17 protein-coding genes are annotated in these 20,978 nt (G+C 65.6%); all 17 read right to left on the bottom strand.

Annotation, left to right across the window (positions count from 1 at the left end; all coding sequences use genetic code 11):
• Positions 1–108: 108 nt before the first annotated feature.
• The 17 genes from ACYVL5_RS10465 to ACYVL5_RS10385 all read right to left on the bottom strand — a co-directional run bounded on the left by ACYVL5_RS10465 (position 109) and on the right by ACYVL5_RS10385 (position 20,943).
• Positions 109–2,055, bottom strand: a complete 1,947-nt coding sequence (locus tag ACYVL5_RS10465) for a polysaccharide biosynthesis protein (protein ID WP_460595513.1) — start codon at positions 2,053–2,055, stop codon at positions 109–111.
• A 323-nt stretch (positions 2,056–2,378) separates the two neighbouring features.
• Positions 2,379–4,109 (bottom strand): sulfate adenylyltransferase subunit 1, encoded by a 1,731-nt coding sequence (locus ACYVL5_RS10460; RefSeq protein WP_460595512.1) that lies wholly within the window; start codon positions 4,107–4,109, stop codon positions 2,379–2,381.
• Entirely contained in the window at positions 4,110–4,703 is a 594-nt protein-coding gene (gene cysC, locus ACYVL5_RS10455) for an adenylyl-sulfate kinase (protein WP_460595511.1), read from the bottom strand.
• 346 nt (positions 4,704–5,049) lie between these two features.
• Positions 5,050–6,066 carry a glycosyltransferase gene (locus ACYVL5_RS10450; protein WP_460595510.1) on the bottom strand — a complete coding sequence of 339 codons (1,017 nt, stop codon included), beginning with the start codon at positions 6,064–6,066 and terminating at the stop codon, positions 5,050–5,052.
• Complete coding sequence (locus tag ACYVL5_RS10445) at positions 6,063–7,577, bottom strand: lipopolysaccharide biosynthesis protein (protein WP_460595509.1); 1,515 nt, start codon at positions 7,575–7,577, stop codon at positions 6,063–6,065. Before ACYVL5_RS10445 ends, ACYVL5_RS10450 begins: the two co-directional genes overlap by 4 nt.
• Entirely contained in the window at positions 7,574–8,320 is a 747-nt protein-coding gene (locus tag ACYVL5_RS10440; RefSeq protein ID WP_460595508.1) for a class I SAM-dependent methyltransferase, read from the bottom strand. The genes ACYVL5_RS10445 and ACYVL5_RS10440 overlap by 4 nt, the downstream gene beginning before the upstream one ends.
• A gap of 24 nt (positions 8,321–8,344) precedes the next feature.
• Positions 8,345–9,634 (bottom strand): ATP-grasp domain-containing protein, encoded by a 1,290-nt coding sequence (locus ACYVL5_RS10435; RefSeq protein WP_460595507.1) that lies wholly within the window; start codon positions 9,632–9,634, stop codon positions 8,345–8,347.
• 20 nt (positions 9,635–9,654) lie between these two features.
• Positions 9,655–10,782 carry a DegT/DnrJ/EryC1/StrS family aminotransferase gene (locus ACYVL5_RS10430; RefSeq protein ID WP_460595506.1) on the bottom strand — a complete coding sequence of 376 codons (1,128 nt, stop codon included), beginning with the start codon at positions 10,780–10,782 and terminating at the stop codon, positions 9,655–9,657.
• Positions 10,783–10,858: 76 nt separating this feature from the next.
• Positions 10,859–11,563, bottom strand: coding sequence for a class I SAM-dependent methyltransferase (locus ACYVL5_RS10425; RefSeq protein WP_460595505.1), 705 nt, complete (start codon positions 11,561–11,563; stop codon positions 10,859–10,861).
• Positions 11,553–12,698, bottom strand: a complete 1,146-nt coding sequence (locus ACYVL5_RS10420) for a polysaccharide pyruvyl transferase family protein (RefSeq protein ID WP_460595504.1) — start codon at positions 12,696–12,698, stop codon at positions 11,553–11,555. Before ACYVL5_RS10420 ends, ACYVL5_RS10425 begins: the two co-directional genes overlap by 11 nt.
• Positions 12,699–12,732: 34 nt before the next feature.
• The gene (locus ACYVL5_RS10415) at positions 12,733–13,782 is read right to left on the bottom strand and encodes a glycosyltransferase family 2 protein (protein ID WP_460595503.1); all 1,050 of its coding nucleotides are present in this window, start codon (positions 13,780–13,782) and stop codon (positions 12,733–12,735) included.
• A 38-nt stretch (positions 13,783–13,820) separates the two neighbouring features.
• Entirely contained in the window at positions 13,821–15,083 is a 1,263-nt protein-coding gene (locus tag ACYVL5_RS10410; protein ID WP_460595502.1) for a DegT/DnrJ/EryC1/StrS family aminotransferase, read from the bottom strand.
• 159 nt (positions 15,084–15,242) lie between these two features.
• Positions 15,243–15,887, bottom strand: a complete 645-nt coding sequence (locus ACYVL5_RS10405) for an acetyltransferase (protein WP_460595501.1) — start codon at positions 15,885–15,887, stop codon at positions 15,243–15,245.
• A gap of 13 nt (positions 15,888–15,900) precedes the next feature.
• Positions 15,901–16,491: a sugar transferase gene (locus ACYVL5_RS10400; RefSeq protein WP_460595500.1), complete on the bottom strand. Its 591-nt coding sequence runs from the start codon at positions 16,489–16,491 to the stop codon at positions 15,901–15,903.
• A gap of 8 nt (positions 16,492–16,499) precedes the next feature.
• A complete protein-coding gene (locus ACYVL5_RS10395) occupies positions 16,500–18,929 on the bottom strand; it encodes a glycosyltransferase family 4 protein (protein WP_460595499.1) in 2,430 nt (809 codons plus the stop codon).
• A 17-nt stretch (positions 18,930–18,946) separates the two neighbouring features.
• On the bottom strand, positions 18,947–19,834 hold the full coding sequence (locus tag ACYVL5_RS10390) for a glycosyltransferase family 2 protein (protein WP_460595498.1): 888 nt from the start codon (positions 19,832–19,834) through the stop codon (positions 18,947–18,949).
• A 17-nt stretch (positions 19,835–19,851) separates the two neighbouring features.
• Positions 19,852–20,943 carry an EpsG family protein gene (locus tag ACYVL5_RS10385; RefSeq protein ID WP_460595497.1) on the bottom strand — a complete coding sequence of 364 codons (1,092 nt, stop codon included), beginning with the start codon at positions 20,941–20,943 and terminating at the stop codon, positions 19,852–19,854.
• Positions 20,944–20,978 lie beyond the last annotated feature (35 nt).

The raw sequence follows: 20,978 nt of genomic DNA, 5'->3' as shown, positions 1-20,978 counted from the left end.
GTGACACCATAACAGGGTCCCGTTCCGGGGAACGGGATGAGCCGACGCAGACAACAGACGGAGTTTTTAAGGGAGCGATCCGGGCGGAAACGCAGTACGGATCCGGGTTCAGGCAGCCGACCCCTCGTTGGGGCTCGCCACCCTGAGGTTCCTCACCACGTTCGGGCGCTGCGGAAAGAGGTCGGGGCGGAGACTCTGGAAGGCCGGGGGAGGCGCCGAATCCTGGAAATTGTAGCGTGGGTGGAACTCCGGCACCACTTCCTTGAGGACCTTCATGACGCCGGAGATGTCGGCGCCGCGGGCCAGGCTGAAGAGATCCTCGAGTGCCTCGGTGGTCTTTCTGAGGTCGGTGTCGACCGGGGCCATGACGCGGATCTTGCTGTGGGTGGTCGGCTTGATCCCCTCGCCGTCGATGAGGAGTTCCTCGAAGAGTTTCTCGCCCGGTTTGAGGCCGGTGAAGACGATATCGATGTCCCGGTAGGGAACCAGACCGGAGAGCCTGATGAGCTCCTCAGCGAGCGACAGGATGCGGACCGGTTCGCCCATGTCGAGGACGAAGATCTCCCCCCCCTTCCCGATGCAGCCGGCCTGCAGCACGAGCTGGGAGGCCTCGGGGATGGTCATGAAGTAGCGGACGACGTCCTTGTCGGTGACGGTGACCGGCCCCCCCTTGCGGATCTGCTCCTTGAAGAGGGGGATGACGCTGCCGTTACTGCCGAGGACGTTGCCGAAGCGGACGGTGGTGAACTTGGTGCGGCTGGAGCGGGCGAGTGCCTGGACGTAAACCTCGGCACTCCGCTTGGTAGCCCCCATGATGTTGGTCGGGTTGACCGCCTTGTCGGTGGAGACCATGACGAAGTTATGGACCTTGAACTTGTGGGCGGCGTCGGCGACGATCCGGGAGCCCATCACGTTGTTGAGGATCGCCTCGGTCGGGTTGTACTCCATCATGGCCACGTGCTTGTAGGCGGCCGCGTGGAAGACGACGTCGGGGCCGAACTCGTCGAAGATGGCCTCCACCCGGTCCTGGCACTTCACGTCCCCCACGATGGGGATGATGCGCAGGTCCGGGTTGGCAGCGGTGAGCTCCTTCTCCACGTAGAAAAGGGGAGTCTCGGCATTGTCGAAGAGGACCAGTTTGGCGGGATTGAAGCGGGCCACCTGGCGGCAGATTTCGCTGCCGATGCTCCCGGCGGCGCCGGTCACCAGCACCCTCTTGTCGGTGAGGTAATTGCGGATTGCGGTCTGGTCCAGCACCACCGGCTCACGCCCGAGGAGATCCTCGATCTCCACCGACTTGATCTGGGAGACGGAAACCTTGCCGTCGATGATGGCGGTGATCCCGGGGAGCGTCTTGAAGCGGGCCTTGGCCCGCTCGCAATTGGTGATGACCCGGCGCATAAGGGCGCCGTCGCCGGAAGGGATGGCGAAGATCACTTCCTCGATGTTGTGGGTCCGGATCAGGGCCCGCAGCCGGTGGGTACCGCCGAGCACCCGCACCCCGGAAAGGCGCAGGCCGCGCTTGTCCTTGTCGTCGTCCACGAACCCGACCACGTTGTAGGGGGAGTTGGACTGCTTCCTGATCTCCTTGAGCAGGAGGTTGCCGGCGTCGCCCGCGCCGATGATCAGCGTCCTCTTCCCCTTGCGGACGGAAGGGACCACCCGGGTCTCGCGATAGATCCTCCAGACGAGCCTGCTGGCGGCCACCATGCCGAACAGCACGAACCAGTCGAGGAAGTAGATGGAGCGGGGCATGGCAAACGGCCCCTGGAGGGAGATCAGGATGAAGGCGGTGACCATGGCCGAGAAGGTGACCACTTTGAAGATCTGGTAGGCGTCCTGGATGGAGGCGTACCGCCAGATGCTGCGGTACATGCCGGATGCAGCGAAGAGGATCGGCTTGGCGATCAGGGCGACCGTTATGCCACGGTAGAGCGACTCCCACTGATCGGACGGGATCTGAAAATCGAAACGAAGGAGAAAAGAAACAACGAGCGAGGCAGCAATCAGGATGAAATCTAGACAGAAAACCAGCAACCTCTTGGTTCGGAACATTTCGCCCCCAGACTCACACCGCCATTGAATCACACAGCTACACCGGGACCGGCCCGGTGATAAGGGTGAAACTATAGCAGGGATTTTTTAAAAAGCAACAAGCAATATGTAAAAAGTTTAACTAGACCGGGAACAGTATTATTGCTCTTCGCTGTTCCAGTAACGAACTTGATTAGATCGAGAGGTCTGCCAACCCGCTTCATACACGGCGGGATGACTCGGCATGCAAAGAGCTGAATGAAACTATCAATCTTTGAGGTAATGAAACTGATACTGACTTTATTAAACCGGTACCCTGAAACAGACTAAAATCGCCATGATGATTATCCCTGCAAAAGGGTCAGCACCAGCCTCGCTACTTCGTCGGAACCGAACTCCTCCCGTTGCCCATGCTCAGGTGGCACCCTCACCGTCTCAAATGGAAGCACCGCCTCCGCCATCCCCGGCGGCACCAGCGCCTCTTCGGCGATGACGATGTGGCCGGCGGTGAGCAGCACCCGGGCGGTCCCGATGTAGCCCAACCCCTCCCCTTCGGCGGTGGCCCCCGACGGTGGCGGCGCTCCTTTCGCCTCGCGATAGGCCCGGTCCAGCAGGATCGCGTGGCGCCCCGCTTCGAAAAGGTCGCGCTCGACCCTGGCGGCCAGCTCTCCGGACCCGCCCATCTCCCTCCCCTGCAGTAGCACCAGAACGGGGCGGTGGCCGTTTCGCAGCGCCCTCTCGTCGGCGGTGACGCCGCCGGCTGCGGCCGGCTCCCTCCCCTCCCCTTCCGTAACCTCGACGGCACCATCGCCAAGGGGCTCGACCACGAGGCCTCCCCCCACGATGTCGAGCCGGTCCACGATGACGAAGCGGCCGGTGACCTCGATGGAGGAGAAGCGGTCCAGGGCGACCGCCCGCCGGGTCCTGATGACCACGTCGGCCACCTCGTTGCGGCCGACCTGCTCACGGCCGGGAATCACCGCCTGGGTCGAGGCGTCGATCACCGTCCGGACGGAGACGATCTCCGCCTCCACCTCGCAGGTGGTTATCCGGATGCGGTAGCGCCTGGTTTTGGTGAGGGGTTCGCAGCCAAACCAAAAGATTGTAGCGCGAAAAATTGAGGATACCAGCGGCGGGGTCTCAATTAGGGAGGCGATCTCCCCGCGCTCGATGAAAAGCTCTTCGCTGAGGGTGAAGCCGGTGGACCTCCCCGCCCCCACCTCGGCCGGAGGCACCGCGTTGAAGGCCTCGATGCTCCTGACCCGGGCGCTCTTTCCCGACGGCGAGAAGAGGAGCTGGTCTCCCACCGTCAGTTGCCCGGTCTCCACCCGGCCGGCCAGGATCCGCCGGGCATCGAACTTGTACACGTCTTGGACCGGGAAGCGGAGGGGGAGGTCGTCGCGGGCCGGGACCCTCTCCAGCCGCTCGAGGCTCTCCAGCAGGGTGGGACCGTCATACCAGGGCATCCGGCTGCTCGCCTGCACCACGTTGTCACCCTCGCGGGCGCTCACCGGCAGAAAGGCGCGGGGTGCTAGCCCCAGCGGAGAGAGGAATCTCCTGAAACGCTCCTCCACCCGGCGAAAACGCTCCTCGCCGAAGGATACGAGATCCATCTTGTTCACCACCACGAGGAGCTGCCGGACCCCGAGGAGCCCCAGCAGATAGGCGTGACGGCAGGTCTGCTCCTGCTCGCCCTGCTCGGCGTCGATGATGAGGACGGCGGCCTCGGCGCCGGCGGCACCGGTCACCATGTTCTTGAGGAATTCCTTGTGACCGGGGGCGTCCAGGATGAGGTAGTGGCGTCCCCGCCAGGTGAAGAAGGTCCGGGCGGTGTCGATGGTGATACCCTGCTCTTGTTCCTCGAGGAAGGCGTCGAACAGGAAGGCGTACTCGAGCTGCTTTCCCTGGCGAAGGCAGATGTTGCGGACCTTCTCCAGGTGCCCCTCGGGAAGGGAGTCGGTGTCCGCGTAGAGCCTGCCTAACAGGGTGGACTTGCCGTGGTCGACGTGACCGGCGAGTACCAGCCGGATGCGCTCCTCCAGGGCCGGGGAGAGAGGGGAATTGGCGGGGATCATTCAGACGACTCCGAGGTGTGAGAGGATGGCCCGCACGGAGAGATCGATGCCGGTCAGGGCGGTATCGATGACGATCTCGGGGTGCTGGGGCTCTTCGTAGGGGCTGTCGAGGCCGGTGAAGTTGGGGAGAGCACCCTGGCGGGCCTTTCGGTAGAGCCCTTTGGGGTCGCGCGCCTCGCAGACGGAAAGCGGGCACTTGAGGTAGATCTCGATGAACTCGCCGCCGGGAAACAGGCGGCGCACCCGCTCCCGGTCCTCGCGGAAGGGGGAGATGAAGGAGGCGAGCACCACCATGCCGGCCTCGGTGAAGAGCCTGGCCACCTCCCCCACCCGGCGGATGTTCTCGCGGCGGTCCTGGTCGCTGAAACCGAGGTCGGCGTTCAGGCCGCTTCTTAAGTGGTCGCCGTCCAGGTGGTAGGTATGCCACCCCTTCCGGTGGAGCTCGGCCTCGACCGCCTCGGCGAGGGTCGATTTTCCCGATCCGGAGAGCCCGGTGAACCAGAGAAGGGCGGGGCTGTGACCATTGCGCAGGCGATGGTCTTCCTTGGTGACCGCCCGGGCTCGGGGATAAAGATCGCAACGGGAACCGTTCATCACGCACCCCCGGACTAAGAAGGATGGACATCCGGCGGAAGGGAGCGCTCCTTCCGGAATGCAATGTATATTAGATAGATCAAATTCCGTCAATTGCAAGTTTTTAATGGTTGAGGCGGCCGCGGTGGGGTATCGATCACGGCACGAGGGCGCTCACAAAGAATGGGAGGGGACCGCAATGAGGATAACGGGGCGAAATGAGTCGATGGGCGGCCGGGTAAAGGGGCGTTGAGAGTGGAAAGGACGAGGCTAAAAGAGAACGGGATAGAGGCTGAGAGTGGATGCCGGCGGCTTACCCCCGGGTGGCCCAGACTCTGCGGTCAAGGCCCGGGCACTATTCTACGATTTAGCCCCGGTGGGGACGTCCGGCCCGTGCCAGGCGGCGAAGGAAACCGGTGAGGCGGTCGTTGCGGTAAACGAGGATCCAGGCCAAGCGATCCCGCCAGCTCCAGCCATGCCGTTTTCCGAACGCCCCGCGCTCGGCCGCCGGGACCGAGCAGTTGCGGAGCACCGCGTGGAGGCACCGTTTACCGAGCGCGTCGAACTCGCGGCGGTACCTCCCGCCGGTCAGGCGGTCGGCCTCGGCGATGGCGGCAAGATGGGTATCTCCCCAGGCGAGGAAGTGCCGGGCGCTCCCCGCGGTGGTTTCGCTCCAGGACCCCTTGCTCATGTGGCGGTACACCGACATGGTCCGGTCGAGGTAGAGAGCACCACCTTCGAGGGCACCGAAGAACTGGATGAAGAACCCGGTCAGGTAGCTGCGGTGAAAGTCGGCGGCCGGGTCGAGGAGCTGGTCCATGAACCGGCGGGTCAGCATGAGCGAGGCGGTCGGCATGAAGGAGCCCCCCTCGGCGATGATGGCCGGCGGGATGAAGATCCGGTCCCCCTCGCCCCGCCGGCAGAACAGGGTCCTCTCCCCTCCCCTGCCGAGATCCTCCTTCCAGGCGGGATGGAAACTCAGCTGGCACTGCGGGTGGCGGCGCATCTGCTCGACCTGGCGCTGGAGCTTTTCGGGATCGGTCCAGTAGTCGTCCCCCTCGCAGACGGCGACGTATTCCCCCACCGCGTGGGCGGCCGCCAGCAGAAAGCATTTACCTCCCCGGGAATACTGGTTGACCGGCTGGAAGACGGCACGGACCACCCCGGGGTACGCCTTCAGGTACTCACGGATGATCCCGGCGGTGCCGTCCGTCGAGCAGTCGTCGTGGACGATGATCTCGAACGGGAAATCGGTCTCCTGCATCAGGAACCCCTGCATGGCGTCCCGGAGATACTCCTCGTGGTTGTAGGCGATGCAGACCACGCTCACCACCGGACTGTCGCCTCGCCACTTCCGGCGGATCTGTTCCTCGTTCGGGTTCACGAGGCGCTCCTCGCCTTGAGGTAGCCGGCCACCCCGTTGCGGATGATGCCGCGGCAGGCCGGGGAGCAGAGCACGTTGACGGTCAGGGCAGCGGCGGTGATACCGGCGAGCGCCAGCACGTTTCCGGCCCGGCCGAGTTCCTCGAACGGTATCCCCAAAAGCCTCACGCCGCCCAGGAACAGGGTGGTGGCGGCGACGACGGGGAGGATGTCGCGGGTCATCCACCCCGGGTGAAAGCCGGGGAGAAGACGGCGGTGGACCATCGGTGGCCAGATGAGGAAGGAGAGGAAGGTCAGGCCGAACCATGCCCCCCCGGCCCCGACGGCCCCGTAGCGTACCGAGGCGAGCGAGATGGCGGGGACCGAGAGGAGGACCAGCACGGTGTTGAAGATCACGTGGGGGCGCAGCTGGCCGAAGGCGTACTGGAGGTAGTACTGGAAGGCCGCCACCGAGAGGATGCCGTTACCGAGGGCGTACCAGACGAGGACGCGGGAGACCGAGCCGGCGGTGGCCGGTACGTTGATCCAGGCCATGAGGACCGGGTGGGCGAAGAAGGCCAGGACCCCGGAGAAGGCGGCGGTGATGGCCACCGTCACCTGGGTGGAGGTGCTGTAGAGGGAGCGGAGCTCCTCGTCGTTGCCCTGCGAGTGGAGGTAGGTGATCCTGGGCAAAAATGCGGTGGAGATCGGCCCGGAAAGGGCCTGGATGGCGCTGGCCGCCACCACCGCGGTCGCGTAATAGCCGTACTCTCCCAGCGGCAGCAGCCGGGAGAGGATCAGCTTGTCCACCTGGGTGAGGAGCACCCAGATGGCGGAAAGGTAGGCGCTGTAGCCCGCGAAGCCGAGGATGCGGGGCCACTCCACGCCGGCGACGCCGGGCCGCCCCGCGGGGAGGAGGCTGCGGAACCTCCAGCCGAAGATCCCCGCCTCGATCACCGCAACCACCATCTGGTACTCGAAGAAGACGGCGGGTGCGGTGCTGACCCAGGCGAGCAATACCAGCGCCCCCAGGTAGCGAAGCGAGGCGACGGTCACCGCGGCGCCGTTTACCCAGACCTGGCGCTCCATCCCGAGGAGCCCTCCCCGGTAGAGACCGGCGAGCCACCGAAGGGAAACCATCCCCCCCATCAGGACGACGCAGCGGGAGACCTCTCCCGGGTCGAGCCTTTCGAGCCTGAGCCAGCGGTGGGCGATGGCGTCGCTGCCGAAGCCCACGAGGGCGAACAGGAGCACCCCGAGGCCAAGGAACAGCCATTCGAAACGGCGCACCAGGGCGAGAAGCTCACCGGCCCCCGCCGCCCCGGCCCGGAAGCGGACCACCTCGCGGGAGAGGGTCGGCGACATCCCCAGGTCCATTAGGAGGAGCCAGGCCTGCAGGGTGGCGAAAAAGCCGACCAGGCCGTAGGCCTCGGCCCCCAGGAACCGGAGGTAGAGCGGGAGGGTGACCACCCCCACCACCGCCACGTACCCCTGCCCCAGGTAATTGGCGAGGACGTTCCCCTTGAGGCTCATGGAGCGGCTTTGCAGACGGAGAAGAGGGAGCCGGCCAGCTCGGGGTACTCGAGCCCCATCCTGTAGAGGCCGTCGAGCTGGCTCTCGCCGAGGATGCCGGCCTCGATCATGCGGTCCATCTGGAAATCGGCGAGAAGCTTCAGCATGAGCCCTCCGCGGGAGAGCTGAAAAAGCCCGGCCTCCTCGATCTCGTGGTCGAGGGAAACCCGGTCGTAGACCCGCCGGTGGCCGTGGTTCATGTCGTTGGGGGTGAGCTGGTAGAGAGAGTCGAGGAGCCCCATGTGGCGGGCGAGCTGGCGGGAGAGCGCGCGGGCGTTGGGGACCACGACGAAGAGAAGCCCCTCCGCGCTGAGAAGGCTCCCCGCCTTCCTCAGAAAGGCGACCGGGTCGGCGACGTGCTCGAGGACGTAGGTGGCGAAGATGTAGTCGAATTTGCGGCCCGGGGCATACTCCTCGAAGAGGGCGTGGACGAAGGTGACGTTCCCCGGCACCCTCTTTTGGGCGGTGTCGATGAAGATTCGGGAGCCGTCCACCACGGTCAGGGTGGAGAGCTTCTCGGCCAAAAGGGCGGTCATGAAGCCGTCGCAGCAGCCGAACTCGAGCCCGTGGCGGCCGGGGGCCATGAACGGGGCGAAGGTCCGCACCGCCTGGCTCTTGATCGCCCGGTCCTGCGGGCTCTCGCTGGTCACGTAGGTCTGGGTAAGGTTGTCGAGGAGGGTCATCTCCCCGCTGGCATCCACCATGGTTCACCGCCTTTTGTTCGGTTATTACGGGATATCCTCGGCCTGGTCGGTCAGGATCTCGATCATGCTGCAGTCGAAGGTCAGGATGCCGCGTGCCTGCGCCACCTCGCGGCGCTCCGCGAAGCTGTCGTCCACGAAGATGGCGTCGTCCTCCCTGATGCAGGCGGACTTGGGCTCCCCCTCCCTGAGATGGATCACCTCGTCGAAGATCCCCGAGAGCCGGTGGCGGGCCAGGGTGGCGGAGAGATCCTCCCGGTGGCGGGTCACCAGGTAGACCGGCTTTTTCCGGTTGATGCACTGGAAGATCAGGGTCATCACCCGCGGGTTGACCTCGTTTCGGCAGATGAGGGTGTCATCGAGGTCGAGGTAGAGGGCGGAGAAGCTGATCTGGTGCCGGTAGCGGTTTCCCAGGGCGCGGTCGAGCTCCAGCGGCACCGGGATGGGGGCGACCGTGATGGGGAGCCTTTCCGCCTCGAAGATGCTCAAGAGGGGGAAATTCACCCCGGTGACCCGGTGGGCGGCCATGGAGCCGGCGATCCGGGGGGCGACTTCGAGCAGGGCCAGCTCGCCGCCGGCGCTCCTCTTGATCTGGAAGAACCAGGCCCCGCGCATCCGCAGCTCGCGACCGATGATCTCGGCCAGGGGGCGGACCTCGGGGAGCTCGGCCAGGGTGGTGTTGACCGAGATGCCGTTTCTCGTCCGGCCGCGCAGCCTGGCACCGGCGAAGAGGAGCCCCCGGTCGCGGTCGGAGAAGCAGTCGACAGTGAATTCCTCCCCGGCCAGGTACTCGCAGATGAGCGGGTCCTCGACCGCGGCGAGCGCCGAGGCGAGCTGCCCGGCGGTACGCACGACCTGCACCCCTTGCGAACCCTGCCCGCGCTCGGGCTTCACCACCACCGGGAAGCTCTCCACCGCCTCCGGTGAGGGGAAGAGCTCGGGGACCCTCACCTTCCCGGAGAGGGCCAGGTAGGTCAGCAGTTTGGAGCGGGTGACCCGGCAGCTCCAGGGTTCGGGGGCGATGACGGTGGCCGGGATCTCACCGGCGTGGTCGGCGAGCGCCACGATGACGTCGTCGTAGGCCGGGTAGATGTAGTCGATTTCCAGCCGCGCGCAGAGAGAGGCCAGGGCATCCACCCACCCCGGGGCGTGGATGCTGGGGAGGACGTGGTACTCGGCGTAGGTGAAGCGGGCGTGGTTGGAGATGTCCATGCCGGCGCCGAAGAGCCGCACCTCCTTGCAGTACCTGAGGGCCTGGCCGATCTCGAGGCCGATCTCGGAGCCGGCGGGAAACACCAGGACGTTTCGCTGCTTCATGGTGGCATCCTCATCCGTCCCTAGTTCCCCCGGGCCAGTTCGCGAACCAGGCGGAGGACCCGCTGCAGGTCATCCGCGGTGAGCGCCGGGTAGATGGGGAGGCAGAGTACCTGGCTGGAAATCCGGCTCGCCACCGGGAGGTTGTCGCGGCGGGCCGACGGGAGGCCGCGGTAGGCGGGGAACTCGCTGATCAATGGGTAGAAGTAGCGCCTGACGTGGATACCCTCGGCCCGCAGGCGCTGGTACATTTCGTCCCGTTTCAGGGGAAAGGCGTGCTCGACCAGCACCGGGAAGGATGAGTGATTCCAGCTCACCTCCGGCGAAGGGGCGAAGAGCTTAAGCCCCGGGATCTCCTTCAGCCCCTCCCGGTAGACGGCGTCGATCTCGGCCCGGCGCTCTATCATCTGGTCCAGGTACTTGAGCTGGAGCAGGCCGAAGGCCGACTGCATCTCGTTCATCTTGGCGTTGATCCCGGGGGCGACCACGGTCACCTCGTCGGCGAAGCCGAAGTTCTTGAGGAAGTCGATCCTCCGCTTCATCTTCTCGTCCTGGCAGACGATGGCGCCCCCCTCGAAGGTGTTGAAGATCTTGGTGGCGTGGAAGCTCAGCACCGAGAGGTCGCCGTAGTTGAGGACCGAGCGGCCGTTGACCCGGACCCCGAAGGCGGGGGCGGCGTCGTAGATGACCTTGAGGCCGAAGGTGTCGGCCACCTGCTGGATCCCCTCCACGTCACAGGGATTGCCGTAGACATGGACCGGGACGATGGCGGTGGTCCTCGGGGTGATGGCCGCCTCGATCCTGGCCGGGTCCAGGTTGAAGCTTCCCTCGTCGATGTCGGCGAAGACCGGCTGGATGCCGTTCCAGTGCAGTGCGTGGGTGGTCGCCACGAAGCTGTAGGGGGTGGTGATGACCTCGCCGGTGATCCGCAGGGCCTGGAGGGCCACCATCAGGGCCAGGGTGCCGTTGGCGAAGAGGGAGAGGTGCGGGACCCCGAGGTGGTCGCACAGGGCCTGCTCGAGCTCCTGGTGGATGGGACCGTTATTGGTCAGCATCTTGTTCTCCCAGATCCGCTCCAGGTAAGGAAGAAACTCCTCCAGGGGGGGCATGAACGGCTGGGTGACGAACAGCGGCTTGTTGGTAGAGGTCATGGCCACTCCCGCCCCCCTGCCATTGGCCAAGGGGGCTCGTGATGCTCTCGTTTGGGTGCCACGCCCGTGGGGGCGGTCACCGGCGGGCGAGCAGGTAGAACGAATAGGGCCTTCTCAGCTCGGAATCGACCGAGGGATCGAAGGTGCCTTCACCGATGCCGGCGGGATCGAAACCGGCCAGCACGCAGAGGTTGCGCAGCCGCTCGAAGTCGAGGCAGACCCGGTGCTCGCCGAACTCGTGGACCGCCGCATCGAGGTAATCGGCGTAACAGACGAGCTCTTCGGGGATGCCGGTCACCTCCACGGTGAGGGGACGCAGTTTTTTTACCGACTCCAGCCACCGGGCATCGCGATCGAGGTAAGCCCGGAAGACGGCGGCGAAATCGGGGACCGCCAGCCGCAGGAGCCCCCCCGGCTCCAGGATCCGCCGGCACTCGGCCAGGTGGAACAGGAGATCGCGGGGCTCCAGGTGCTCGACCAGGTGCGAGCTGTAGACGAAGGAGATCGAACCGTCCCTGAACGGGGTCCGGTTGCGGGCATCGAGCCGGACCGCCGAGCGGGCGTAGAGGTCGACGTTGCAAAAGCCGTCCAGAAGGTCGCGGCCGCAGCCGAAATGGACCTTGCGGGCCTCCCGGATCGCCCGCCGGAAGTGGTAGGTCCAGAGGTGCAAAAGCGAGCCGCGGAGGTTCCTGAGGAGGCTCCGGAGATCGAGGAGTATCCCCCACAGGCTCCCCTCGATGGACCATCCCCGGGTCATCTTGATGGCCAGTCTACGCAGCATCACCACTCCTGCCCCACCCTCCCCCGCGGTCACCGCACCAGGGGGCGGCGGTGAAATTGACGGCGGCCTGCCGGGCGTACTCCTGCGGCGACAGAGAGGGAGGTGGTGCCGCCAACCCCTCCTCGAGAGCCCGCAGTATCCGCTCCCGGGTGGCGTCTCCCCTTCCCACCCGGAGCACCTCCGGCTGGCCGACATCGGCCACGAACTCGCCGCACTTGTCGTGATACTCGACCATCAAAAACGGCACCCCCGCCAGGTAGGCGGCCACCGCCCCGTGCAGGCGGACGCTGGCCATGAGATGGCAGGATGCTATTCGGTCCCAGACGTGGAGAGTCCCCTCGCTGAGCGAGGCCCCCTCCACCTCGACCCCGCGGGCGGAAAGCCTGCCTATGAGGCGATCGGCGAGCTCGTCGTCCCCGAAACGGGGATGGGAGTTCAGCACGAAACAGCGGACCAGGAGATCGCGGCCGGCGGCGAAGGTCTCAACCGCCGCGAACAGCTCATCGTGCAGTTCGCCGACGCCCGGTTTGAGAAAGTTGCAGGGCGCGACCCCCAGCACCGGCCGCGAGGAAGGCGCCGGGGCAGGCTCGTGCAGCAGCGGGATGAGGCCGGCGAGATCGCGCCCCGCTGCCAGTTTGGCGGGGAGCCGGTAGGACTCGAGAGCCCGGTGACTCGCCATGTCGCGGGTGGCGATGTACTCGAAGCGTTTCAGGAATTCGACGCAGCGCCTCTCGTGCCCGGTGTTCTCGAAGGGGCCGAAGGAGATCCCCAACGCGGCGAAGCGGGCGAGCCTGAGGGCGCAGGCCGCCTCCTGGACCCTGCGCAAGGCGGTCAGGCTTCCGCTGGTGAAGACCGATCCCCCGCCGAGGACCACCAGGTCGTTGGCGGAGAGGGCGCGGACCAGGGTTCCGAGGCGGCAGGCAAAGCCCAGCCACCCTCCCTGGCCGTAGTCTCCGTTCGCCGACACGAGCGGGGAGAGCTTCACCCCGGTGGCCGCCAGGTCGGCGGTCGGCGGAGCGGCGATCGAGCAGTCCACCTCCGGCCAGAAACGCCGGGCGCCGAGAGCGCAGGCCAGGGTGAAGAGGTCGTCCCCGAAGTTGTCGAACCCGTAGTACCCGGTAAAGACCGCCTTCAAAGGGGCACCCCCGCCCTGGTGACCGGCCGGCTGCTCATGAGTTCACCGCCGGACGGTCACCGGTTCTGAACCGCCTTTTCAGCATGAGGATGGCCCCGTAGATCCTGCCGGGAGCCTTGGCGAGGTCGAGCGTGAGCCCCACGGCGAAGATGGCCACCCACCTCCAGGGAAAGAGGAAGGAGTTATCCACTTTCCTCTGGCGAGGCCTGATGATCCCCCGCAAAAGCGCGTATCCGACGAGCACCATCCCGAGGAATATCTTGGTGACATGGGGAATGTACCAGAGGCTCTGCTCGTTCCAATGGGCCAAGAGCGCGTTCCACCTGTGGGCGAACAATAGCAGCCCGACCACGAGGATGAGGCAGTAGGTCAGCTTCTGGTCGTTGATGATCTCCAGCGAGGCGGTCGAGATGGAATAGACATACCATTTCCTGACCGCGCTCCCCAGGTCGAGGGGATACCCCTCGTATCGCAGCACCGGCCGCTTGGGCAGGGAACAGTCCACCCCCCGCTCCTTGAGCCGGGCGAACCACTCGAGGTCCTCGCCGGCCCGGACACCGGGGACGAAGCCTCCGCTTTCCAGGAAGAGTTTGCGAGGAACGATGGTGCCGGGGAGCGACCTGATCGCCCCGTTGCCGTAGCTTGCGGCGTGCACGATCTTCTGGAAGGGGGTGATGGGTGCCCCGGTGAAAAGCCCGGCCACCACGACGTCCTTCCCGGACCTGGCGAGGGAAAGAGATTCCTTAAGCCAGTACGGTTCCGGGATGGTGCGGCAGTCGAGAAAGGCGAGACACTCGCCGGCGGCCATTTCGGCGCCCAGGTTCCTCGCGTGGCCGGGAAAGGCGAACTCCACCCGGCGGTAGCGGACCGGAAAGGGGCCGTGCCACGACGCGACGGCCCGGGCGCTCTCTTCGCCGCTGCTCGAGTCGACGACCACGACCTCGTCCGGCGGCAAGCTCTGGAGGGCGACCGCGTCCAGAAGGCGCGGGAGCGCGTCCCCGACATTGCGGCAGGGGATCACCACGCTGACACCGGAGGGGGAACCGCCGGCGGCCACTTCCTCTTTTACACCGGAAACGTCCATAGCTCGACTCGATCTGTAGGGGTTAAGGTCGAAACGCGCTAAACAGGGGCCGGGACTCCGTAGGCCGTCGCCGGGTCAGCCGTTCGGCCGGCGGCGGCTGCGGCGGCCATCACCTTCTCCACCGCTGCGCAGGTGTCGAGGATCTCCTGGCGGCCAAGGGTCGGGTGTACGAGGAACATGAGGCTCGTCTCCCCCAGTTCCTTGGCGACCGGATGGCGCTTCGCCGGACGCCCCTGCTGATCGAAGGCCTTCTCGAGGTAGATCTCGCTGCAGCTGCCGCTGAAACAGGGAATCCCCTCGGCGGTCACCGCGTTCATGATGCGGTCGCGGTCCCACCCCTCCTTGAGCAGGTCGGGACGCACGAAGACGTAGTACTTGTAGTAGGCGTGGCCGATCCCCTCCCCCGGGACGGTGACCCGCAGGGCGGGGAGGCGCTCGAAGCAGGCGGTGAGGAGGGCGGAGTGCTCGCGGCGGGTCCGGGTCCACTCCGGGAGCAGACGCAACTGCACGCGGCCGATGGCCGACTGCATCTCGGTCATCCGCCAGTTGGTACCGAACGACTCGTGGAGCCAGCGGAACCCGGGCGGGTGCTCGCGGTGGTAGACGGCCTGGAAGCTCTTGCCGTGGTCCTTGTAGGCCCAGCACTTCTCCCAGAGGGCGGGGTCGTTGGTGGTGAGGATCCCCCCCTCCCCTCCGGTGGTCATGATCTTGTCCTGGCAGAAGGAAAAGGCGGCCACGTCACCCAGCGAGCCGACCGGCCTCCCCTTGTAGGTGGCGCCATGGCACTGCGCGCAGTCCTCCACCACCTTGAGACCGTGCTCGGCGGCGAGGTCCCGGATCGGCTCCATGTCGCAGGGCCAGCCGGCCAGGTGGACGGCGATGATCGCCTTGGTCCTGGCGTTGATCAGGGGGCGGATGGTGTCGGCGGTGACGTTCTGGCTCACCGGGTCCACGTCGGCCACCACGGGGGTGGCACCCCGCATGACGATGCAGCTCGCCGAGGCGATGAAGGTGCGGCTCGTGGTGATCACCTCGTCCCCCGGCCCGATCCCGAGCCCGTAGAGGGCGAGCTCCAGGGCGAGGGTGCCGTTGGCCAGGGCGATGGCGTGGCTGCATCCGGCCGCCTTGGCGAATTCCTTCTCGAATTCGCGACCCTCGGTGCCGGTCCAGTAGTTGACCTTGCCGCTTGCCAGCGGCAAGGTGGCGGCGGCGATCTCCTCGGGGGTGAAGTAGGGCCAGGGGGCGAAGGGGGTGGTGCGGACCGGTGCTCCGCCTTCGACCGCCAGTTGAGGTGCGCTCATGGTGACTCCTTACCCGTCCCGGTGGCCCGGGACAGCAGAAATAGTAGCTAGGCCGGCGGACCTCCTCTTCGAGGCCCGCCGGCCGGAAATCGGCTCTCACACTCGTTCAGCAGGGACCAGCTCCTTTTCATGGGAGCCCTGCTGCTGCCAGGAGTTACGCTACTTGGGACCGCCGATCACCCGGGCCGGGTTCCCGACCACCCGGACTCCGTCGGCTACGTCGCCGATCACGGTGGCGCCGGCGCCTACCAGCGCCTGCGAGCCGACGGTTGTGTTGGGGATGATGGTGGCCCCTGCGCAGACGAAGCTTTCCTCCCCGACCCGGACCTCTCCGCAGAGGACGGCTCCCGGTGCGATGTGGGAAAAGGCCCCGACCTCGCAGTCGTGGTCGATGGAGGCCCGGGTGTTGACGATGACGTTCTCGCCGATCACCGCGTCGGAATTGATCACCGCGCCCGCCATGATGACCGTCCCGTCCCCGACCTTGACGCCGCGGCCAAGGGTGGCGGCCGGATGAACCGCGGTGACCAGCCGGAAGCCGTTTTCCGCCAGCCAGCCGGCCACCGAGCGCCGCGATTCGTTGTCCCCGATCGCGATCACTCCCTGCCTCAGCCAGCGCTCGCGCAAGGCGTCCCTTCCCCCGACTACCGGGTAGCCGTAGATCTCGCGCCCCTTCAGGGCGGGGTCGTCGTCGACCAGGAAGGCGATGCGGTAGCGCCCCTCTTTTTCAATGATGTCGATGACCACCTTGGCGTGGCCGCTCGCTCCGAAAACGAAAATACCCTGTTTAGCTGATTCGGTCATGTGTACTCCATGGTTACTGGTTGCCTCTGAATTTTTCCATGGTGGCCTGCCCCTCCTGGCTGATCCCTTCCCGGGCGAAGACCTTGGCCACGGTGAGCCAGAGTATCTTCAGATCCACCAGGAAGGAGCCGTTCTCCACGTACCAGAGGTCCAGCCGGAACTTGTCTTCCCAGCTCAGCGCGTTGCGGCCGTTCACCTGGGCCCAGCCGGTGATGCCGGGGCGCGCCTCGTGCCGGCGCAACTGCTCGGCCGAGTAGAGCGGGAGGTACTCCATCAATAACGGACGCGGTCCCACCAGGCTCATCTCTCCCTTGACCACGTTCAAAAGCTCGGGGAGCTCGTCCATGCTGGTGCTGCGGAGAAACCTCCCGAAAGGGGTGAGCCGCACCTGGTCCGGAAGGAGCTCGCCCTGGCCGTCGCGGGCGTCGGTCATGGTCCGGAACTTGTACATCATGAACGGCCGGCAGTTAAGCCCCGGACGCTGCTGGCGAAAGAGCACCGGGCTCCCCAACTTCAGCCGCACCAGGAGGGCGAGGGCCAGAAGAAACGGGGAGAGGGTGAGCAAAAGGAGGCCGCTCACCAGGAGATCGAACAGACGCTTCATCGCTCCTTCTACCCCCCCGCCGCCAGGTTCCCCGGAAACGAGGAGATCCCCTTCCCTTTGAGGAAGGTGCGGTAGATGTCCACCTGCTGCTCGACGATCTTGACCTGGTCGAAGAGATCCACCACCCGCTGCCGGGCGCGCCCCCCCATCTCCCGGGCGCGTTCAGGATGGCCGACCACCTTCTCGATGGCCTCGGCGAGGCTCTTCGGGTCCTTGATGGGGACGATGTACCCGGTCACCCCGTCCTCCACCGCGACGTCGGCCCCGGAGGTGGCGCTCGTGATGGAAGGTTTCCCCAGGGCGCCCGCCTCCACCGGGATGCGCGGGAACCCCTCGTGGTGGGAGGGGAGAATGACCACGTCCATGAGGCTCAGGTAGAAGGGGACTTCCTTCTGAAAGCCAAGGAAGAGGACGTCCTTCTCGAGCCCGGCCTCGGCCACCATGCGCCTCAGCGTCCGGAAGGATTGCTGGTCGCCGTCGGTGGAGAGGACATCCCCCAGGTAGACGAGCTTGGCCCGGATTCCCCGCTCGCGCACCATCCGGTAGGCGTTGAAGAGATCGAGGATCCCCTTGGCGCCGATCATCCGCCCGACGAAACCGATCACCGGCTCGCCGCTGTCGAGCCCGTGGCTGGAGCGCACCTCTTTGAGCTTCCCCCGGTCCACTCCGGCGGGATCGAAGGCCTGGAGATCGACCCCGTACTCGTACTTAAGCGAAACGACCTTCTCCTGGCCGGCCAGCCGGTGGCGGACCATGGCGTCGGCATCGCCGTCGTTGAGGGTGATGAAGAGATCGACCAGGGAGGAGGTGAAGAGCTCCGAGGCGATGTACATGATGCGGTGGGAAAGGGGGACCCCTTCGGCGAGGAGCGAGCCGATCACGGAGTGGACCACCAGCGGGCGCTTTCCTCCCGCGGCCCGGGCGGCCAGCCGTCCGTAGATGCCGATTACCGGCGAATAGGTGTGGACGAGGTCGTACCCTCCCCTTTCGATGATCCCTGCCAGCTCGCGAACCACGGCGGCGTTTTGCAGCGAGATGGACCGCTTGTTCATGGTCATCAGGTGGTACCGGAATCCCGAGGCGTCCATGTCCGGTAGCCCCTCCCCTTCCCCGAAGGCAAACTCCACGGTAACCCCGAGCTCGCGGAGCCTGCTGGCCAGTGGGAGGATGAAACGGACGGCGGTAATGGGGACGCGGGTGACGTACAGGATCTTGATCATAGAGAACCTACTTTCGATCTGTGGACTGTCGCGTAAGGCTATCGGGGTGCCGGGCACTCCCGGTCCACCGCAGAGAAGGGCGTACTCGGCCAGGGTGGACTTCCAGACGTCCTGGGGACGAAAAAGGGACAACACCCGGCGCCGCCCGTTGTCGCCATGGATTTTCATCAGGCCGGGGTCACGCAGGTAGCGGGCGAGCGCCTCTTCCAGGGCCCGGGCGTCTTTGAGGGGGACCAGGGTGCCGGTCTCCCCCTCCACCACGGCATCGACGCAGCCGGCGACCCTGGTGGCGACGATCGGCAGGTTCATGGCGGAGGCCTCCACCAGCACCTGCCCGAAGCCCTCCCGGTGGGAGGGGAGCACCAGGACGTCCATGGCGGCGTAGTACGGTGCCGCGCAGCGGACCTCCCCGGTGCAGATGATGCGCGGGTCGTGGGAGTGCTTGTCCCTGAGCGCGCGGGCGATCTCGCCGCGGTCTTCCAGCGGGCCGACCAGCAGCAGGTAGAGTTCGGGGAGGGTCTGACGCAGGCTTTCCCACGCCTGGAGCAGTTCCGCGATCCCCTTGTCCCGCACGATCCTCCCCACGAAGCCGATCACCTGCGCCCGGTCCGGGATATTCAGCTCCCGCTTGACCTGGCCGCGGTCTACCTTCTCCGGGTTGAAGGTCCCGGCCGCGTCGACGCCGTTGATGCTGCCGTTGGCGATGACGCCGATTTTTTCTGAGGGGCAGATCAGGTCCTCGCGGACCACCTGCCGGATGGAAGGGCTGACCGAGAGCACCCGGTTGGCCAAAAGGCAAGAGACCCGCTCGGTGAACTTCAAAAGCTTCCGGGAAAGCCCGGTGGCGGTCATGTAGGGTAGACCGTGGATGTGGTAGATCCTGACCGGGACCCCGGCCAGGCGGGCGGCTGCCATCCCAAGCAATCCCCCCTTCGGCGTATGCGCGTGCACGATCTGCGGCCTGAGCGTGCGGAAGAGCCGGTACAGGCGATACAGTGCCGCCAGGTCCGCCGCCGGCGAGATCGACCGGGCCAGGGCGATCCGGTGCACGGGCGCCTGTTCGCGCTGGGAAAGCTCGTCGAGGAGATCGCCTTCCGACGAGACGCAGTGCACCTCGAACCCCTGGGACTTCATGTACCCCACCTGCCCGTCCAGGAAGTAGTAGAGGAACTGCGGGACGGTGGCGACATGAATGAGGAGCCTTTTTTGATCGGCCATTGCGGGCATCCTTTCCATCAGTCGAGCCCCGGAACCCGGGTCGCCAGCACCTGCTGGATCTCGCGGTCGAAATGGGAAACGAGGTTCACGTCCTCGATGGGGCTATTCCTGCGCTCGAGCAACAGGTCGAGCCGGCCGCAGGCGGCCAGCAGGCGGATGGTGAGCGATTTCCCCAGCGATTTCAGGAGCATCACGGCGACCTCGCCGCGGCTAAGCCCCAGGAAGGCATAGCGGCGGTAGAGCCCGCGCTGGCTCCGGTAGGAGGCGATCAGCCGCTTGGGGGTGATGTTCTCCTCCTCGCGGTAGTAGTAGAGCGGCTCGTTGAGGATATGGAGCTTGAAGTCGTTCTTGGAGAACGCCCGCAGCCAGAGTTCGTAGTCCTCGGCCCGGTTGGCGGCCGGGTCGTAGGGGTTGCGCTGGAACCACGCCCGGCGCCCGAGCATGGCGGCGTGCACCACCGCGCAGCGGCAGGTAAGCAGCCCCCGGCCGGTGATCTCGTCATCGGGGGAGCCGCAGCGCACCCCGACCGGACGGCGGTCGTTGGTCACCGAGCAGACCCCGGTGGTGACCAGGTCGAGCTCGGGATGTTCATCGAGGATCCTCACCTGCTTCTCGAAGCGGGTCGGGGAGATCAGGTCGTCGGCGTCCATCCTCCCGATCAGCGGGTACCTCGCCTCGGCGGTGATCTGGTTGAGCCGGTAGGGGAGCCTTTTGTTGGTGCCGTCGGAGATCACGCGGACGCGGGGATCCCGCACGGAACGGGCGATCTCCAGCGAACCGTCGGTGGATCCGTCATCCACCAGTATCAGCTCCCAATCCTGGTAACTCTGGGCAAACACCGACCTGATGGCATCGGCAAGAAAGGCTTCGGCATTGTAAAAAGGTATTCCTATGCTGATGGGCATCCAGCAATCTCCAGGCGCTAAAACAGGGTCAGCAGCGGGTTGAAACGGTACGGCGCGAGGTCGCTGAACCGCTGGGTGGTCATGGTGAAGAAGACGATGTAGCAGACCATGACCAGGTAGCTGGCGACCACCTTGGACCAGCTGCTGTCGACGTTCTCGTACAGAATGGGCCACAGGAAGACGGCCCCGAGGTTGAAGTAGAGGGTGAAACGCAACAAGCCCGAGGGATCGGTGCCGGTCACCGCCGAGACCATGGAGATGACCGCTCCCAAGGAGAGCATGTTCAGAAAGAACTCGTAGCGGCGCCGGTCCACGGTGATGCGGTCCTTCATCAGGAAGAAGAACAGGGTCAAGCCACAGTTGAAGGCGCTGATCAGGTACCCGCCGCCGCCCGAGGCCCCCTCGGCGCCCGCCGCGTACCCGCTGTAGCGCTCGTCCACCTTGGAGCTGAGCTCTACCGCCTTCTGGAGGCCGACCACCCCCACCACGCCGACCGCGAGGTAGAGGAGATTGGTCTTTAAGGTGTTGGTCTTGCCGAGCACCAGGTAGACCGGGAGCATGATGATGGCGGTCTTGTGGAAGCAAAGGGCCAGCAAGACTATGGCCAGGTACTTCTTGAAGTTCCTCTCCATGGCCGGTTTCAGCGCCAGCGAACAGATGGCGCACGACAGCCCCTGGCGCTCGCCGTTGAAGAAGAAGGTGTAGAAACCGGTGGTGATGAAGATGAAAAGCGAGATGGTCAGGTTGGTCGTATGGGTAACGATCGATTTGAAGTAGCATCCCACCACGATGAGCGCCACCGCGAAAAACAGGATCATGTACTGGTCGGAGAACTTTTTCAGCAGCCAGCTCAAGACCCAGATCCCGTACTCGTCCCCCCCCACCAGGCTCACCCTCACCACGTCGGTCATGGTATGGATGACGTCCCACAGCCGGACGTAGAGCGGACTGTCGGTCCCGATCCGCTGGTCCCTCAGCCCGCCCAAAAGCACCATGGCGGCAAAGGCCACCGACAGGTACACCTTGGACTCATGGGGAAGGACACCCTTGCGGGTGGCCAGGTACCCGAGGCAGACGACGACGGCCAAGGTGAACAGGTAGGGGAACATGCCTCTTTGCTACTCCACAATTCTCCGCGGTGCGA

This window comes from Geomonas sp. Red276 (assembly GCF_054784495.1).
Note: the sequence above shows the minus strand (reverse complement) of the source record. Positions and strands in the feature narration are given on the sequence as shown.

Coding starts and splice junctions, on each gene's coding strand:
- ACYVL5_RS10425 (WP_460595505.1), bottom strand. CDS start 11,563: ATGCTGCGTAGACTGGCCATCAAGATGACCCGGGGATGGTCCATCGAG.
- cysC (WP_460595511.1), bottom strand. CDS start 4,703: ATGAACGGTTCCCGTTGCGATCTTTATCCCCGAGCCCGGGCGGTCACC.
- ACYVL5_RS10405 (WP_460595501.1), bottom strand. CDS start 15,887: ATGACCGAATCAGCTAAACAGGGTATTTTCGTTTTCGGAGCGAGCGGC.
- ACYVL5_RS10430 (WP_460595506.1), bottom strand. CDS start 10,782: ATGACCTCTACCAACAAGCCGCTGTTCGTCACCCAGCCGTTCATGCCC.
- ACYVL5_RS10400 (WP_460595500.1), bottom strand. CDS start 16,491: ATGAAGCGTCTGTTCGATCTCCTGGTGAGCGGCCTCCTTTTGCTCACC.
- ACYVL5_RS10395 (WP_460595499.1), bottom strand. CDS start 18,929: ATGGCCGATCAAAAAAGGCTCCTCATTCATGTCGCCACCGTCCCGCAG.
- ACYVL5_RS10435 (WP_460595507.1), bottom strand. CDS start 9,634: ATGAAGCAGCGAAACGTCCTGGTGTTTCCCGCCGGCTCCGAGATCGGC.
- ACYVL5_RS10465 (WP_460595513.1), bottom strand. CDS start 2,055: ATGTTCCGAACCAAGAGGTTGCTGGTTTTCTGTCTAGATTTCATCCTG.
- ACYVL5_RS10440 (WP_460595508.1), bottom strand. CDS start 8,320: ATGGTGGATGCCAGCGGGGAGATGACCCTCCTCGACAACCTTACCCAG.
- ACYVL5_RS10385 (WP_460595497.1), bottom strand. CDS start 20,943: ATGTTCCCCTACCTGTTCACCTTGGCCGTCGTCGTCTGCCTCGGGTAC.
- ACYVL5_RS10410 (WP_460595502.1), bottom strand. CDS start 15,083: ATGAGCGCACCTCAACTGGCGGTCGAAGGCGGAGCACCGGTCCGCACC.
- ACYVL5_RS10390 (WP_460595498.1), bottom strand. CDS start 19,834: ATGCCCATCAGCATAGGAATACCTTTTTACAATGCCGAAGCCTTTCTT.
- ACYVL5_RS10415 (WP_460595503.1), bottom strand. CDS start 13,782: ATGGACGTTTCCGGTGTAAAAGAGGAAGTGGCCGCCGGCGGTTCCCCC.
- ACYVL5_RS10460 (WP_460595512.1), bottom strand. CDS start 4,109: ATGATCCCCGCCAATTCCCCTCTCTCCCCGGCCCTGGAGGAGCGCATC.
- ACYVL5_RS10445 (WP_460595509.1), bottom strand. CDS start 7,577: ATGAGCCTCAAGGGGAACGTCCTCGCCAATTACCTGGGGCAGGGGTAC.